This window comes from Rhodoplanes azumiensis, from assembly GCF_042682915.1.
Lineage (GTDB): Bacteria > Pseudomonadota > Alphaproteobacteria > Rhizobiales > Xanthobacteraceae > Rhodoplanes > Rhodoplanes azumiensis.
Window position 1 is genome coordinate 273,747 of record NZ_JBHUIW010000001.1, and the last position, 15,720, is coordinate 289,466.

The window sequence follows — 15,720 nt, forward strand, 5'->3', positions numbered from 1 at the left end:
ATCGCGGCGCGCCGGCATGGCCGCACCGCCGTCAGGCAGGATCGTCAGGGCAGGATCGCGTGCGGCAGGAAGCGCGACGTGTTCTTGGTGATCGGCGAGGCGTCCTCGCGGATCGACAGGCCGCAGGCTGCGCCGTTCACGATCCACGAGCCGAGCACCGGATAGCCGCCCGCCGTGCGCGGCAGCACGGCGACGGCCTGCCGCACGAATCCCTCGGCGCCGTAAGGACCGCTGTCGGAGTCGAGCACCTCGCCGCCCACCACCATGGCGACATTGGCGCCCTCGCGCGAGTAGAGCGGCTTTCGCACGTAGGACTCGCCGAGCTGTCCCGCCTCCGGATCCTCCTCGAAATAGGCGGGCAGCAGGTTCGGATGGTTCGGCGCCATCGACCAGAGAAGCGGCAGAATCCCTTTCGACGACAGGATCGCCTTCCAGGGCGGCTCGATCCAGCGCGTCGACGCGCCCGGCAGATAGCGCCCGAACGGCTCGCGGAACATCCACTCCCAGGGATAGAGCTTGAAGGCGAGCGCCATCGGACGGTCCTGCTCGTCGACGAAATCGCCGTTGCGCTTGCGGCCGATGCGGTCCATCGCGATCATCACGGTGTCGAGGCCGGCCTGCCGGGCCGTGTCCTCGAGATAGGCGAGCGTGCCGAGATCCTCGGCGCTCTCCAGCGCGCCGGCGAGATGCACGGTGCCGACCGGCTCGCCCAGCCCGCGCCCCACCTGCTCCGCGACGGCGCGCCAGCCGGCGATCAGCGTCTCGTGGACGGAGTTGAACTGGTCGCTGCCGGCCGGGACGATCTGGCGCGCGATCGCCTCCTCCAGCCACAACCACTGGAACACGCCGGTCTCGTAGAGCGCCGTCGGCGTGTCGGCGTTGTATTCGAGCAGCTTCGCCGGCCCGGTGCCGTCGTAGCAGAGGTCGAAGCGGCCGTAGAGCGAGGGGTCGCCGCGCTTGAAGCTCGCCGCGATGTAGGTCCAATAGGTTTCCGGGATCTTCAGGAGCGTCAGGATCCGCTCGTCGCCGACCGCGCGGGCGACCAGCTCGCGGCACATCGCGTCGAGCTCGGCGGTCGGCGCCTCGATGTCGCGCTCGATCTGATCGAGCGTGAAGCCGTAATAGGCCGTCTCGTCCCAGTAGGGCGCGCCGTCGATGGTGTGGAACGCGAAGCCGTGCGTCTCGGCGATCGCGCGCCAGTCGTCGCGCTCCGGGCAGGCGATGCGCTGCACGCTCAGCCTCCCGACGACACGGCGCGGGCGAAGGAGCCGAAGCCGCTGCGCAACGTGGAGCCAATTCCCGAAGACGACGACGCGGTCGACGAGGCCGTGCCGCTCGCCGCCTTGGCGACCACCGGCCCGGTCCGGCTCGAGGACGACGACGAGCCGCCGTGCCACCACGACGAGCCGCTGCTCCAGCGTCCCGACGAGCCGGAAGAGCCGCGCGGGGCGCAGTTCTGCTGCTGCACCGGGGCCGCAGCGGCGGCGCCGGGCGCCAGCGGCGCGTGCAACGCTGCCTGCTCGGGGGTGTCCGGCGGCCGGCAGTCGCGGCCCGGCATCAGCATGTAGGCGGTGCCGCCGACGCCGAGCGCCGACATCAGCACCAGCCCGACCTGGGTGGAGCGTTTCATGTCCTCGGCCCTTTCGGCCCGCGCTCAGTAGGACATCGCGGCGGCATTGAGCGCGCCGGCGGCGAGCGAGGCGAGGCCGAGCCAGATCGCCGGCGCGAGCTGGCCGGCGGCGATGCGGTTCGACAGGTCCGGCACCGGGAGGCGCACCAGGAAATAGACGCCGATCTGGACGGCGAGCGCGATCAGGCTCCACACGGCGCAGTCGAGGATCGAGGCGGCGTGCGCGATGGCGCTGGCGACCGGCAGGGCGAAGCCGAGCAGCGCCAGCCCGAGCGACACGGCGGCTCCCGGCACATTCTTGGCGATCAGCGCGAACTCGTCGTGATGCGTGACGCGCGTGTAGATCAAGAGGTAGAGGATCGAGGCGATCAGCGCCGTGCACAGATAAGCCAGAAAGGCCGGCAGCCCGGCGAGCGATTGCAGCAGCATGGCGTCTCCCCCGTGTCACCACTAGGTTGCGACGCCGCGCCCGCAGGTTCAATCATCCGGTTCGGCGAGGTGGTGCTTGGCGAGCCGGTCGAAGGCGACGAGGGTGCGCAGCAGCCCCTCGAGGTCGGCGAGCGGCACCATGTTGGGGCCGTCGGAGGGCGCCCGGTCCGGGTCCGGATGCGTCTCGATGAACACGCCGGCGACCCCGACCGCCACGGCGGCGCGCGCCAGCACCGGCACGAAGGCGCGGTCTCCCCCGGACGACGTCCCCTGCCCGCCCGGCTGCTGCACCGAATGGGTGGCATCGAAGATCACGGGCGCGCCGGTGCGGGCCAGGATCGGCAGCGCCCGCATGTCGGAGACCAGCGTGTTGTAGCCGAACGAGGCGCCGCGCTCGGTCACCAGCACGTTCGCGTTCCCGGCGCCCGTCACCTTGGCGACGACGTTCGCCATGTCCCAAGGCGCCAGGAACTGGCCCTTCTTGACGTTGACGATGCGGCCGGTCTTCGCCGCGGCGACCAGCAGATCGGTCTGCCGGCACAGGAACGCCGGGATCTGCAGGATGTCGACCACCTCGGCGACCGGCGCGCACTGGCCGGCGTCGTGCACGTCGGTGAGCACGGGGAGACCCAGCGTCTCGCGGATCTCGGCGAAGACGGGCAGCGCGGCGTCGAGCCCGACCCCGCGGGCGCCGCTCAGGCTGGTGCGGTTCGCCTTGTCGAACGACGCCTTGAACACCACGGCGATCCCGGCCTTGGCGGCGCTCTCCTTGACGGCCGCGGCGGTCTCGAGCGCGTGGGCGCGGCTCTCCATCTGGCACGGGCCGGCGATCAGCGCGAGCGGCAGCACATTGCCGAACCGGACCGGGTTTTGGGACGGTCCGACCACGACGACGGGCGACGGAGCGGGCGAGTGAGCAGGCGTGACGGGCATGGTCATGGCGCGCGGACCATGGCGCCCGTTGTCGGCCGGGTCAACGGCGGGCCGGCCGGAGCCGCCCGTATCCCGGGCTTCGTTTTCGAGCCTGGGCAAGAATCGACGGGTCGCGCCGAGGTGGGAGTCGTCTCATGACGAATCGCCCGTCCAAGGCCGGCGCGAGCCGGCGCGGGGCCGGTCAGCTTCCGCCGCGCCGCCCCTCGGGCTCCAGCCGGCGCGCCGCGTGGACCCGATGGACGTAGCCGGAGTGAGAGAGAGAGAGAGTGTGTGTGTGTGACAGCAGGTCGACCGGATCGTCGGGCGGCTGGCCGGCGCCCCGCCGCCCCGGCATGCCGGGCCCCCGAACTCCCTCGCCCGTCCAGGCCTGACGCCGAGTCTTGCCCAGACATGCAGCGAAACCCGGGCGACGCGACGGCGATCGACGGCGCGGGCACGCATGCGTGCCCGCCCTCCGAGCCGGTCCCCACCCTCAGTTGAGAGTAAAAATCCCGTCCACGGCCTTGATTTCGGCGGGCTTGATCAGGCGCGAGTGCGCGACCGTGACCGAGTGGAGCGGGCCCTCCAGCTTCTCCCGCCAGAAGCCGAGGAACTTGTTCAGCTCCGGGAAATGCGGGTGAAGATCGTAGTCCTGCCACAGGTAGGTCTGCAGCAGCCAGGGATGATCCGGCCGCCGATAGAGAATGTGCGCGGTCGTCAGGCCGTAGCCGTGAAGTTGCTGCAAGAAGTCCTTAGAGGCCATAGTGTCCCCCGTCCGATCGACACGGAAATCTTCCAACGCCACCTCCGATCATTGCAAGCTCATTTGGTAAACAAAGTGTTCACAGGTCGGGCGTAGCAGCCTCTGCGGGACAGTGCTACCAAACCTCTACCTTGCGCGGCGCCGAAAAGCTTGACCTCCACTTACCCATTGCATGATCGGTGTTGCGCCAGCGCCACGCCGCACCCGCGCCAACCCGACCGAGCGCGGCCGGCCGATCCAGCGATTGTTGGCAATCGATCGCGGTGAGTGCCAAATTTTTCCGTCCCCCCTCTTGAACGGGGTCGTCGCCTCCCCCATGTCGCAGCCGGGCAGCCCGGAGCGCGCCGTGCGGCCGGGCTACCCGAATGAGATTCTTCTCTTCGTGACAGAAACTTAGGAGGACAGCATGAAGTTCCGTCCGCTTCACGACCGCGTCGTCGTCAAGCGCATCGAGGCCGAGCAGAAGACGGCCGGCGGGATCATCATCCCCGACACGGCCAAGGAGAAGCCCCAGCAGGGCGAGATCATCGCCGTCGGCCCGGGTGGCCGCGACGAGGCCGGCAAGCTGATCCCGCTCGACGTTCAGGTCGGCGACCGGGTGCTGTTCGGCAAGTGGTCCGGCACCGAGGTCAAGCTCGACGGCGTCGAGTATCTGATCATGAAGGAGAGCGACATCATGGGCGTTCTCACCGAGACCGAGGCCAAGAAGAAGGCCGCCTGACCCCGAGACACTGTCGGACTGATCCAACCTGAACGGACCCTGCCGGATTCACTTCGGATCGGCACCGTGGTCTCGCCGGGTCGGGAGAACGCAACGGATTCATTCAGGAGCTGATGAACAATGGCTGCCAAGGACGTGAAATTCTCGTCTGACGCGCGCGACAAGATGCTGCGCGGCGTCGACGTGCTCGCCAACGCCGTGAAGGTGACGCTCGGGCCGAAGGGCCGCAACGTCGTGCTGGAGAAGAGCTTCGGCGCGCCGCGCATCACCAAGGACGGCGTCACCGTCGCCAAGGAGATCGAGCTCGAGGACAAGTTCGAGAACATGGGCGCCCAGATGGTGCGCGAGGTGGCCTCGAAGTCGTCCGACATCGCCGGCGACGGCACCACCACGGCGACCGTGCTGGCCCAGGCGATCGTCAAGGAAGGCGCCAAGGCGGTGGCCGCCGGCATGAACCCGATGGACCTCAAGCGCGGCATCGACCTCGCCGTCGAGGCCGTCGTGAAGGATCTCGAGAAGAACTCCAAGAAGATCACCTCGAACGACGAGATCGCCCAGGTCGGCACCATCTCGGCCAACGGCGACGCCGAGATCGGCCGCTACCTCGCCGAGGCGATGAAGAAGGTCGGCAACGAGGGCGTCATCACGGTCGAGGAGGCGAAGAGCCTGGAGACCGAGCTCGACGTCGTCGAGGGCATGCAGTTCGACCGTGGCTACATCTCGCCCTACTTCATCACCAACGCCGACAAGATGCGGGTCGAGCTCGAGGATCCCTACATCCTCATCTACGAGAAGAAGCTCTCCGGCCTGCAGGAGATGCTGCCGCTGCTCGAGGCCGTGGTGCAGACCGGCAAGCCGCTCCTCATCGTCGCCGAGGACGTCGAGGGCGAGGCGCTGGCCACGCTCGTCGTCAACAAGCTGCGCGGCGGCCTCAAGGTCGCGGCCGTCAAGGCGCCGGGCTTCGGTGACCGCCGCAAGGCCATGCTGCAGGACATCGCGATCCTGACCGGCGGCCAGGCCATCTCCGAGGATCTGGGCATCAAGCTCGACAGCGTCACGCTGCAGATGCTCGGCCGCGCCAAGAAGGTGACGATCGAGAAGGAGAACACCACGATCGTCGACGGCGCCGGCACCAAGGCCGACATCGACGCCCGCATCGCCCAGATCAAGGCGCAGATCGAGGAGACCACCTCGGACTACGACCGCGAGAAGCTGCAGGAGCGCCTCGCCAAGCTCGCCGGCGGCGTCGCGGTGATCCGCGTCGGCGGCGCCACCGAGGTCGAGGTGAAGGAGCGCAAGGACCGCGTGGACGATGCCATGCACGCGACCCGCGCGGCGGTCGAGGAAGGCATCCTGCCGGGCGGCGGCGTCGCCCTCCTGCGCGCCACCAAAGCGATCGAGGCGGTCAAGCCCGCCAACGAGGACCAGCGCCACGGCGTCGACATCGTCCGCAAGGCGCTCTCCTGGCCGGCCCGCCAGATCTCGCTCAACGCCGGCGAAGACGGCTCGGTCGTTGTCGGCAAGATCCTGGAGAACGACGAGTACGCCTTCGGCTTCGACGCCCAGTCGGCGCAGTACGGCAATCTCGTCCAGAAGGGCATCATCGACCCGACCAAGGTGGTGCGCGCCGCGCTGCAGAACGCCGCCTCGGTCGCCGGCCTCCTGATCACCACCGAGGCCATGGTCGCCGAGCTGCCGAAGAAGAACGCTCCGGCGATGCCGGGCGGCGGCATGCCGGGCGGCGGCATGGACTTCTAAGAGAAGCCCATAAAGCCGCCGCACCTCATCGAATGCCGAAGTCGGCCAAGCCCGACTCGGCAGCGGCATGGGCATCTGAGCGACGCGTTCCGTGTCGTGACGGCGAGGGCCCGGGCGAAAGCCCGGGCCTTTTGCGTTCTCGGCGGCGGGCGCAGTAGAGTCGGTCCGACGAACGAGGACGAAATGACCGTTCAGACCCCCATCCAGATGGACAAGTCCGACTTTCGGGCCTGGGCCGAGCGCCAGGAGGAGAACTACGAGCTGGTACGGGGGCGCCTCGTCATGATGACGGGTGGTTTACGCGGCCATTGGCAGATCGCGGCCAATCTCTTCAGAGCCTTGGATTCGCGGGTCGATCACGACAGGTGGGCGGTTCTCCCGGAATTCGGCGTCGACATCGGGCCGTCTACCGTCCGGTTCCCCGATATCGTGGTCGACCCGGCCGACGGCCCGACCACGGACCGGACCGCCATGGCGCCGGTGGTCCTCGCCGAAGTGATGTCGCCCTCCTCCGAGCGGGTCGATCTCGGTGACAAGGCGGCCGAGCACCTGACCCTGCCGAGCCACGGCACCTATCTGGTCGTCGCTCACGACGAGGTGAAGCCTGGGTCTGGACCCGCACGGAACCCGGCTTCCAGCCCGGTCCGGCCGTGCGCGACGACATCAACGGCGTGATCGACATCCCGGCGCTCGACATCCCGCGCTCGGCGTCGCGCTGCCGCTCGCGGACATCTACCGGCGCGTCCGGTTCGACTGAGCGGCGTCGTTCGTCTCGATCGGGACGGAGCCCGCACGGCGACGTGATCACGACACGAAAAAGGCCCGGGCGTGTGGCCCGGGCCTTTTCCCGTCAGCGCTGCGAAGCGCTGGTCCCCCGACCCGCCCCCGCGGGAATTCAGTCACGACCACGCCGTCCGATGCGCGTACATCCGGCGTCACCTGTCCGCCGTGGTCGTCGGCGCCGCAGCGCCCTTGTCTCGAAGAGGATGCACCGACGCGGTTAACAGCAGGTTAACGCGGCGAAAATATTCCGTGGTGGCGGGATCCGGACCGGAGCACCGCCAAGACCCCGGCCGGCGCCCCCTACTCGGCCGGCGCCGCATCCACGGCCGGCACGACGCGCGGCGTCGCGACCATCACGACGGCGACGAGGCCGGCGACCGCGGCGAAGAACGCGGCCGAGACGCCGGCGAGCCCGACCAACACCAGATCGAAGCCGCCGCGCGCATGCAGATAGGCGATCAGCGGCACGGCGACGCCGGCCGACGCGAAGGAGAGGAAATAGCGCACCGCATAGACGCGGCCCCGCCACGCATCGGCCGTGTAGCGGGCGATCACCATGTCGCCGACCGTCACTTGCCCGTAGAGCGCCGCCATCACGACGGCGAGCGCGGCGATCAGCGTCATGCCGTCGGCCCGCACCGACCAGATCGCTCCGATCAGCAGGAGCCCGACGACCCCGACGAACAGGAGATGGGGCGCGACCCGCTCGGCGATGCGCCCGACCGCGAGCTGGGCGACGGCGCCCCCCAGGAACACCAGGCTCGACAGGCCGCCGACCGCGGCGAGCCCGGCGCCGCCGAGGGCATCGCCGACCAGCCGCTCGTCGACGATCTTGGGCAGAGCCACCACGATGGTGTTGAAGGTGAGCCCGCCGCAGAACGAAATGATGGTGTAGAGGCCGAAGAACACGACCGCGGCGTTGCGCGGCAGCACGATGTCGGCGACGCGGGCGCGCGTCGCCGTCTCGTGGCGGTCGTCCGCGACCATCGCCAGATAGGCGATGCCGAGCGCGATGCAGACCAGCGCCGGCGCGACGAAGGCGGCGCGCCAGCCGAACGCCGAGGCGGCGAGCACGGCCGTGACGCCGGAGGCGAGCGACACGCCGAGATTGCCGCAGACGCCGTTGAAGGCGAGCGTGCGCCCGCGCGCGTTCGACGCCTGGATCAGCATCGCCATGCCGACCGGGTGATAGATCGCCGCGAACATGCCGAGCAGGAACAGCGCGACCGCGAGCATGGTCAGGGTCGGCGCCACGGCGCAGCCGATCAGCGACACGCCGCAGCCGATGAAGAACGCCGCCATCATGCCGCGTCGGCTGATGCGGTCGGCGAGCCAGCCGGCCGGCAACGAGAACAGGCCGAAGGCGACGAACATCGCGGTGGAGAGGACGATCAGCTCCGAATAGGGCCGCCGATAGACGAGCTCCAGGCCGATCACGACGGTCGGGTAGATGCCGAGCACGTAATGGTCGATGCCGTGCGCCACGTTGAGAAACGCGATCGAGCGTCGCGTCTGCTGCGCCGCCTGGCTGGCGTCGGCGGTCCGGTCGGTCGGGGGCATGGACTCTGGTTCCTGGAGGCGACGCGCGACCCTAACACGGGCTAGGCGGGGTGTCGCGAGGCGCGCCGAACTTGTGGCGCGCCGGCAACGCTCCGTTGCCGGCGCGCACATGTCGGCCTGGTTTCAGGATTTGTTCGCGTGGATCTCGATCCTGATGCTCGCTAGGCTTGCATCACGGGTGCGGCGAACCTGAGCAGTCCGGTTTCCATGGGATCGTGCCATGCGCCGATCGGATGCCGGCGCGGCCGTGCGAGCGGCCGCGTTGCTCGGTGCCACGCTCTTCGCGCTCGTCGTGCCACCGGCCGCGGGGGCTGCCGTCGCGCAACCCGAGGGGGCGGTCGCCGTCTCCCCCGAAACACTCGCGGCGCTCGAGGCCGAGCGTCTGCTGCTGTTCGGCGGAACCGATCTGTGGCACGCCGGCGGCTTCCTGCACGGCGGCGCCGTGTGGGCACCCGAGGGATTGGCGCGTGACGGCCCGGCCTTCAAGGCGCTCGCAGGAACCGGCACCTACCGATATCGCTCGGGCGCCAATCAGGTGCTCGCCGTGCAGGCGCTCGGGTCGCTGACGCCCGGCTGGATCATGCGCCGCGACCGCTTCATCGCCTCGGTGTTCGGTGGGATCGACGTCCAGCATCACTGGACGACGCCGCCCGATCCCGGCAATCCGCTGCGCGGCACGCATGTGGGCATGCGGCTCGGGCTCGACACCTGGTGGGAGCCGTTCCCCGACACGATGGTGCGCACCAACGCCACCTGGTCGTCGATCGGCCACGGCTTCGGGCTCGGCGCGGCGCTCGGCTGGCGCGTGTTGGAGACCTGGTATGCTGGGTTCTATGCGGGGCCCGAGCTGCAGCTCTACGGCGACACCAACTATCGCCAGATCCGGATCGGTGCCCACCTGACCGGGCTCCGCCGCGGCCCATGGGACTGGAGCCTCGGCTTCGGCTGGGTCACCGACACGGACGAGCGCGCCGGACCTTCTTACGTGCGGCTCGGCGTGCTGACCAAGCGGTGAGGCCGCAGGAGCCGGGAGCCCGGGCCACGGCGCGGCGCAGAAATCCGGTCGACCGGCCGGGCCAGCCGGCGCCTTTGGGTTGCGCGAGACGGGGGTCGAGGCTCTGCCGGGGATCGTCGGACCACCAAGACCGGTTAAATTATACCTAATATTAATACTACGACTGCAAACGTGGCGGGCGGGCTCGGCGCACCGGCGCCGCATCGCCCGCCGCGCGCCGGCTGACCGGTCGCGCGTCTCTCCTTTCGGCCGCTCCGCGGTCCGCGCGAACTTCACGGACAAGCAGCGGCACCACCCGAGCCCATGGGATCATGTCCATGCTGTCCCGCATTCAGATTCTACCCAAGATCATGAGCGTCGCCGCCGTGCTGGCCGTCGTGGCCGGCGTCAGCGCCTGGTGGGGCGCCACCAAGACCGTGGAGGTCGACGAAGCCTATACGCGGTTTCTCGAACGCGACGTCGTGGCTTGGGTGGCATCCGCACGTGCGGCACGCTCCGTCTATGTCTACGAGATGCTGATCTATCGGGCGATCGCCGAGACCGACCGGGTCGAGATGCAGAAGCTCCTTCCGCAGTTCGACAAGGCGGCCGAGACCGCGTCCCGCAACCTGACGATCGTGAAGGAGAAGGCGCCGCGTCACGCCGCCAGGGTCGAGCAGGCCGAACGGGAGCTCGCCGAGATTCGCCGTACCGCACAGTCGGCCATCGACCTCGCCCTCAAGAACGACAATGCCAAGGCGGTCGAGATCGTCCGCACCGCGGTCGACCCGATGATCGGCCGCATGGCGTCCGACCTTCAGGGGCTCGGGTCGACCTTCGACAAGGAGATCTCGACCGGATCAGAAGCGCTGACGGCGACCAGCAACGCCTCGGCACGCTCGAACTACACCATCTTCGCGGTCGGCGGCACGATCGGCATGGTGCTCGCCTTCGTGCTCGCCCGGTTCGGCATCGCCGCGCCGATCGTGAAGCTCGCGAGCGGCATGCGCCAGCTCGCCGCCGGCAATTTCGACGTCGTGCTGGCCGGCGTCGGCCGCAAGGACGAGGTCGGCCAGATCGCCGACGCGGTGGAAGAGTTCAAGATCAAGCTGGCCGAGAAGGCGAAGCACGACGCCGAGGAGAAGGCCGACCAGGATGCCCGCCAGGCGGCAAAGCGCCGCGCCGAGATGGTGAGCCTCGCCGATCGGTTCGAGAGCGCGGTGGGCGACATCGTCAAGACCGTGTCGTCGGCCTCGACCGAGCTCGAGGCCGCCGCCGGCAGTCTGACCCGCACGGCCGAGACCACCCAGGCGCTCTCCACCTCGGCCGCCGCCGCGTCCGGCCAGGCGACCGCCAACGTCCAGTCTGTCGCCTCCGCCACCAACGAGATGTCGTCGTCGGTCGCCGAGATCGGACGTCAGGTGCAGGAGGCGACCCGCATCGCCGGCGAGGCCGTCAAGCAGGCCGAGAAGACCGACGGCCGCATCGCCGAACTGTCGCAGGCGGCCGGCCGCATCGGCGACGTCGTCAAGCTGATCACCGCGATCGCCGAGCAGACCAACCTGCTGGCCCTCAACGCCACCATCGAGGCGGCCCGCGCCGGCGAGGCCGGCAAGGGCTTCGCGGTCGTCGCGCAAGAGGTCAAGGCGCTCGCCGCGCAGACCGGCAAGGCGACGGGCGACATCGCCGCCCAGATCGCCGGCATGCAGACGGCGACGCAGGAGTCGGTCGCAGCCATCAAGGAGATCGGCGGCACCATCGGTCGCATCGCCGAGATCTCGGCGACCATCGCGGCGGCCGTCGAGGAACAAGGCGCGGCGACCCACGAGATCGCCCGCAACATCCAGCAGGCCGCGCAGGGGGCCGCCCAGGTCAGCAGCAACATCGACGAGGTCAATCGCGGTGCCGGCGAGGCGGGGTCCGCTTCGGCCCAGGTGCTGTCCTCGGCCCGGGCGCTGTCGACCGAAAGCAACCGCCTGCGCGCCGAGGTCGATCGCTTCATGGCGACGGTGCGGGCGGCGTGAGCGGGCCGATGGACGAGGTCGCGATCGCGACACGCGCGTCGGCTCCGTGGAGCGGCACGGTCGACGCCGCCGCCAAGACGGCGGCGGCGCTGCGCATCCGGCGCTCGCATCTCGCCGAGGTGGAGGCGTTGCTCGGCGCCTGGCGCGGCAGCGTCGCAGCGTGCCGCAGCGACCTCGCCGTGGTCGAATCTCGCATCGATGCCGTCGAGACGCTGATCGAGCGGTTGAAGGCCGCCGCCATCGCGATGCGCGACCGGATGGAGGCCGGCGCACGGACCTGAACACCGGCCACCCCACGCCGACGACGCGAGGAAACGAGACACCAAGGCGGAGCCGCGGCTCCGCCTGTTTTTTCGGCTCGGCCCGCTCGCGCGCCGGTCCTCGTGGACGAACGGGAGTCCGGCCACGCCGACGTGATCACGGCGCCTTCGCAGGCACGAGCGGGAAACGCGCGCGCCGCGGCTACGCCGCCTTCTTGGTCGCGATGGCGGCGAGGTCGCGCAGGATCGCGGTCGCCCCCTTCAGGCGATCGACCGGCTCCTCCCAGTCCTCGAGGAACACCACCTTCATGTCGGGCCGCACCTTCGCCATCACGCCCTGCTTGCGGATGTAGTGCACGAGGCCGGCGGGGTCGGCGAACGAGTCGTCGCGGAACGCGATGACGGCGCCCTTCGGGCCGGCGTCGATCTTCGCCACGTTGGCGCGGCGGCACAGCGCCTTCAGCAGCACCGTCTTCAACAGATACTCGACCTCGACCGGCATCGTGCCGAAGCGGTCGACCAGCTCGGCCGCGAAGCCGTCGATCTCGCGCTCGTCGTCGAGATCCGCGAGCCGACGGTAGAGCGCGAGCCTCACCGAGAGATCCGGCACGTAGTCCTCCGGGATCAGCACCGGCATGCCGATGGTGATCTGCGGCGACCAGCGGTCCTCCACGGGCGCGGCGACGCCGGCCTTGAGGCTCTCGACCGCCTCCTGCAGCATCTGCTGATAGAGCTCGAAGCCGACCTCCTTGATGTGGCCGGACTGCTCGTCGCCGAGCAGATTGCCCGCACCGCGGATGTCGAGGTCGTGCGAGGCGAGCTGGAAGCCGGCGCCGAGCGTGTCGAGCGACTGCAGCACCTTCAGGCGCCGCTCCGCGGTCGGCGTGATCTTTCTCCCCGCCGGGATCGTGAACAGCGCATAGGCGCGCGTCTTCGAGCGGCCGACGCGGCCGCGGAGCTGATAGAGCTGGGCGAGGCCGAACATGTCGGCGCGATGCACGATCAGGGTGTTGGCGGTCGGGATGTCGAGGCCCGACTCGACGATCGTGGTGGAGAGCAGCACGTCGTACTTGCCGTCGTAGAAGGCCGACATGACGTCCTCCAACACGGCCGGCGACATCTGTCCGTGCGCCGTGACGACCCGGACCTCGGGGACGTGCTTCTCCAGAAACTCCTTCGCCTCGGCCAGATCCTCGATGCGCGGGCAGACGTAGAACGCCTGACCGCCGCGGTAGCGCTCGCGCAGCAGCGCCTCGCGGACGGTGAGCGGATCGAACGGCGTGACGAAGGTGCGCACCGCGAGACGGTCGACGGGCGGCGTCGCGATGATCGACAGTTCCCGCACGCCCGTCAGCGCGAGCTGCAGAGTGCGCGGGATCGGCGTCGCGGTGAGCGTGAGAACATGCACCTCCGAGCGCAGCGCCTTCAGGCGCTCCTTGTGGGCGACGCCGAAATGCTGCTCCTCGTCGACGATCACGAGGCCGAGATCCTTGAACCTGATCGCCTTGCCGAGCAGCGCATGGGTGCCGACCACGATGTCGACCTGCCCCTCGACGAGGCCCTTCTTGGCGGCGGCCAGCTCCTTCGGCGAGGCGAGCCGCGAGAGCTGCGCGACGTTGACCGGGAAGCCGTGGAAGCGCGACGAGAAGGTGCGGAAATGCTGGCGCGCGAGCAGCGTCGTCGGCACCACGACGGCGACCTGCTTGCCGTTCATGACGGTCGCCAGCGCGGCGCGCAGCGCCACCTCGGTCTTGCCGAAGCCGACGTCGCCGCACACCAGGCGGTCCATCGGGCGGCCGGCCGAGAGGTCGTCCAGCACGGCGTTGATGGCGTTGTTCTGATCCTCGGTCTCGTCGTACGGGAAGCCGGCGCAGAACTCGTCGTAGACGCCCTGCCCCAGCGTCAGCCGCGGCGCCTCGTGGAGCTGGCGCTCCGCCGCGATCCTGATCAGCTCACCGGCGATCTCGCGGATGCGCTGCTTCATCCGCGCCTTGCGGGTCTGCCAGCCGGCGCCGCCCAGGCGATCCAGCTCGACCGCCGTGTCCTCCGAGCCGTAGCGCGACAACAGCTCGATGTTCTCGACCGGCAAGTAGAGCTTGTCCTGGCCGGCGTAATGCAGCTCGAGGCAATCGTGCGGCGCGCCGGCGGCCTGGATCGTCTTCAGCCCGACGAAGCGGCCGATGCCGTGGTCGACATGGACGACGAGATCGCCGGCCGACAGGCTCGTCACCTCGGCGATGAAGTTCTCGGCCTTCTTGGACGCGCGCCGCTGGCGGACCAGACGATCGCCGAGTATGTCCTGCTCGCCGATGACGGCGAGCTCGTCGGTCTCGAAGCCCGCCTCGATGCCGAGCACGGCGAGCGACACCTCGACGGCCGGGCGCGACTTCACCTCGGGCCAGCTCGACACGTGACGCAGATTGACCAGCTTGTGGTCGGTCAGCACGTTGCCGGTGCGCTCGCGCGCGCCCTCGCTCCACAGCGCGATGACGACGCGCTTGCCGGCCCCTTGCAGCTTTTCCACGTGCTGCTTCAGCGCCTCGAAGACGTTGCCGTCGGGCTTGGCGCGCTCGTCGGCGAAGCTGTGGCCGGCGCGGGTGCCGATGTCGACGACGGCGCCGTTATCAGCTGCGCCCTCGGGCGAGGCGAACGGCGTGACGCGCACCAGCGCCGCGTCGGCGAGTTTTTCGCGCCATTCCGTCTCGCCCAAATAGAGCCGGTCCGGCGGCAGCGGCTTGTAGGGCGGGCCGCCGCCCTCCATCGTCACGGCCTGCTTGCGCGCCTCGTAGTAGTCGGCGATCTGGGCGAGGCGTTCGTGCGCGGCCTCTTCCGCCAACGGCTCCAGCACCACGGGCGTGTCCGGCACGTAGTCGAACAGCGTGTCCATGCGATCGTGGAACAGCGGCAGCCAGTGCTCCATGCCGGGATAGCGGCGGCCTTCACTCACCGCCTCGTAGAGCTGATCGTCGGAGCCCGCCGTGCCGAAGGTCGTGACATAGGCCTGGCGGAACTTTCGGATCGTCTCGGTGATCAGCTGGAACTCGGCGACCGGCACCAGATCGAGCGCGTGGAGCTGGTCCTGGGTGCGCTGGGTCTCCGGATCGAATGTGCGGATCGATTCCAGCGTGTCGCCGAAGAAATCGAAGCGCACCGGCTCGTCGCGACCGGCCGGATAGAGATCGATGATGCCGCCGCGCACCGCATACTCGCCGGGCTCGCGCACGGTCGCGGTGCGCAAGTATCCATTGAGCTCGAGCCAGCGGGTGATGCCGTCCATGGCGATGCGATTGCCCGGCGCCGCCGAGAGCGCCTGTCCGGCGATCTGGCGCTTCGCCGGCACCCGCTGGACGATCGCGTTGACCGTGGTGAGCAGCACGGTCGGCTTCTCCGAGCCCTTCAGGCGGGCGAGCCGCGCCAGCGTGATCATCCGCTCGGCGACGATGCCGGCATGCGGCGAGACGCGATCATAGGGCTGGCAGTCCCAGGCCGGGAGCTGGAGCTGGACGAGGTCCGGCGCGAAGAAGCGCAGCGTGCGGCCGAGCTGCGCCATGCGGGCGCCGTCGCGGCAGACGACGAGGAGCGAGACCGCGGGCGCGTCCTTGCGGGCCGCGACGGCACGGGCGAGATCGCCGAGGACGAAGCCCTCGGCGCCGTCGGCGACGCTGGACAGGGTGAGCGCGCGGCCGAGTTTCAGCAGCTCCGCCGGAGAACGCGTCTTCACGAGTGCCATGGTGCTTCTTGTCCGGCCTGGAGCAATTCTTGTTTCGTCCTTACCCGGCTCCGTCATCCTGAAGTGCCCGGCACCCGGGTCCGCGCGTCGCGCGGCCCGAGCGTAAACTCCGCCGGGCCTCGAAGGATGCGGCCGAGGCCTCCGGGCCGTCGCCCT

13 protein-coding genes are annotated in these 15,720 nt (G+C 69.5%); 6 read left to right on the top strand and 7 right to left on the bottom strand.

Annotated features, from left to right (window positions below):
- Positions 1–44 precede the first annotated feature (44 nt).
- From ACFSOX_RS01295 to ACFSOX_RS01315, 5 genes are all read right to left on the bottom strand, one after another.
- Positions 45–1,232 (bottom strand): glutathionylspermidine synthase family protein, encoded by a 1,188-nt coding sequence (locus ACFSOX_RS01295; RefSeq protein ID WP_378475982.1) that lies wholly within the window; start codon positions 1,230–1,232, stop codon positions 45–47.
- A 2-nt stretch (positions 1,233–1,234) separates the two neighbouring features.
- Positions 1,235–1,630, bottom strand: coding sequence for a hypothetical protein (locus tag ACFSOX_RS01300; RefSeq protein ID WP_378475983.1), 396 nt, complete (start codon positions 1,628–1,630; stop codon positions 1,235–1,237).
- A 24-nt stretch (positions 1,631–1,654) separates the two neighbouring features.
- Positions 1,655–2,059 (bottom strand): DUF350 domain-containing protein, encoded by a 405-nt coding sequence (locus ACFSOX_RS01305; protein WP_378475984.1) that lies wholly within the window; start codon positions 2,057–2,059, stop codon positions 1,655–1,657.
- Between the two features lie 48 nt (positions 2,060–2,107).
- A complete protein-coding gene (gene kdsA / locus ACFSOX_RS01310; RefSeq protein ID WP_378476095.1) occupies positions 2,108–2,992 on the bottom strand; it encodes a 3-deoxy-8-phosphooctulonate synthase in 885 nt (294 codons plus the stop codon).
- A 472-nt stretch (positions 2,993–3,464) separates the two neighbouring features.
- Positions 3,465–3,734 (bottom strand): usg protein, encoded by a 270-nt coding sequence (locus ACFSOX_RS01315; RefSeq protein WP_378476096.1) that lies wholly within the window; start codon positions 3,732–3,734, stop codon positions 3,465–3,467.
- Positions 3,735–4,140: 406 nt separating this feature from the next.
- On the opposite strand from ACFSOX_RS01315, the gene groES reads away from it, so the two are divergent.
- The 3 genes from groES to ACFSOX_RS01330 all read left to right on the top strand — a co-directional run bounded on the left by groES (position 4,141) and on the right by ACFSOX_RS01330 (position 6,888).
- On the top strand, positions 4,141–4,455 hold the full coding sequence (gene groES / locus ACFSOX_RS01320) for a co-chaperone GroES (RefSeq protein ID WP_378475985.1): 315 nt from the start codon (positions 4,141–4,143) through the stop codon (positions 4,453–4,455).
- 120 nt (positions 4,456–4,575) lie between these two features.
- Positions 4,576–6,213 carry a chaperonin GroEL gene (groL, locus tag ACFSOX_RS01325; RefSeq protein ID WP_378475986.1) on the top strand — a complete coding sequence of 546 codons (1,638 nt, stop codon included), beginning with the start codon at positions 4,576–4,578 and terminating at the stop codon, positions 6,211–6,213.
- Positions 6,214–6,396: 183 nt separating this feature from the next.
- Positions 6,397–6,888 (top strand): Uma2 family endonuclease, encoded by a 492-nt coding sequence (locus ACFSOX_RS01330; RefSeq protein WP_378475987.1) that lies wholly within the window; start codon positions 6,397–6,399, stop codon positions 6,886–6,888.
- A gap of 408 nt (positions 6,889–7,296) precedes the next feature.
- On the opposite strand, the gene ACFSOX_RS01335 is transcribed toward ACFSOX_RS01330, so the two are convergent.
- Positions 7,297–8,556 carry an MFS transporter gene (locus ACFSOX_RS01335; protein WP_378475988.1) on the bottom strand — a complete coding sequence of 420 codons (1,260 nt, stop codon included), beginning with the start codon at positions 8,554–8,556 and terminating at the stop codon, positions 7,297–7,299.
- Positions 8,557–8,776: 220 nt separating this feature from the next.
- Here ACFSOX_RS01335 and bcsS point away from each other — a divergent pair, with 220 nt between their 5' ends.
- From bcsS to ACFSOX_RS01350, 3 genes are all read left to right on the top strand, one after another.
- Positions 8,777–9,571, top strand: coding sequence for a cellulose biosynthesis protein BcsS (gene bcsS, locus ACFSOX_RS01340; protein ID WP_378475989.1), 795 nt, complete (start codon positions 8,777–8,779; stop codon positions 9,569–9,571).
- Between the two features lie 317 nt (positions 9,572–9,888).
- Positions 9,889–11,574, top strand: coding sequence for a methyl-accepting chemotaxis protein (locus ACFSOX_RS01345; protein WP_378475990.1), 1,686 nt, complete (start codon positions 9,889–9,891; stop codon positions 11,572–11,574).
- Between the two features lie 8 nt (positions 11,575–11,582).
- Positions 11,583–11,855, top strand: a complete 273-nt coding sequence (locus ACFSOX_RS01350) for a hypothetical protein (RefSeq protein ID WP_378475991.1) — start codon at positions 11,583–11,585, stop codon at positions 11,853–11,855.
- Positions 11,856–12,036: 181 nt separating this feature from the next.
- On the opposite strand, the gene mfd is transcribed toward ACFSOX_RS01350, so the two are convergent.
- Positions 12,037–15,564 carry a transcription-repair coupling factor gene (gene mfd, locus ACFSOX_RS01355; protein WP_378475992.1) on the bottom strand — a complete coding sequence of 1,176 codons (3,528 nt, stop codon included), beginning with the start codon at positions 15,562–15,564 and terminating at the stop codon, positions 12,037–12,039.
- Positions 15,565–15,720: the final 156 nt, after the last annotated feature.

Bases quoted from the DNA above. Each gene is read 5' to 3' on its own strand.
- ACFSOX_RS01300 (WP_378475983.1), bottom strand. From the start codon at position 1,630: ATGAAACGCTCCACCCAGGTCGGGCTGGTGCTGATGTCGGCGCTCGGC.
- ACFSOX_RS01305 (WP_378475984.1), bottom strand. From the start codon at position 2,059: ATGCTGCTGCAATCGCTCGCCGGGCTGCCGGCCTTTCTGGCTTATCTG.
- kdsA (WP_378476095.1), bottom strand. From the start codon at position 2,992: ATGCCCGTCACGCCTGCTCACTCGCCCGCTCCGTCGCCCGTCGTCGTG.
- ACFSOX_RS01315 (WP_378476096.1), bottom strand. From the start codon at position 3,734: ATGGCCTCTAAGGACTTCTTGCAGCAACTTCACGGCTACGGCCTGACG.
- groES (WP_378475985.1), top strand. From the start codon at position 4,141: ATGAAGTTCCGTCCGCTTCACGACCGCGTCGTCGTCAAGCGCATCGAG.
- groL (WP_378475986.1), top strand. From the start codon at position 4,576: ATGGCTGCCAAGGACGTGAAATTCTCGTCTGACGCGCGCGACAAGATG.
- ACFSOX_RS01330 (WP_378475987.1), top strand. From the start codon at position 6,397: ATGACCGTTCAGACCCCCATCCAGATGGACAAGTCCGACTTTCGGGCC.
- ACFSOX_RS01335 (WP_378475988.1), bottom strand. From the start codon at position 8,556: ATGCCCCCGACCGACCGGACCGCCGACGCCAGCCAGGCGGCGCAGCAG.
- bcsS (WP_378475989.1), top strand. From the start codon at position 8,777: ATGCGCCGATCGGATGCCGGCGCGGCCGTGCGAGCGGCCGCGTTGCTC.
- ACFSOX_RS01345 (WP_378475990.1), top strand. From the start codon at position 9,889: ATGCTGTCCCGCATTCAGATTCTACCCAAGATCATGAGCGTCGCCGCC.
- ACFSOX_RS01350 (WP_378475991.1), top strand. From the start codon at position 11,583: ATGGACGAGGTCGCGATCGCGACACGCGCGTCGGCTCCGTGGAGCGGC.
- mfd (WP_378475992.1), bottom strand. From the start codon at position 15,564: ATGGCACTCGTGAAGACGCGTTCTCCGGCGGAGCTGCTGAAACTCGGC.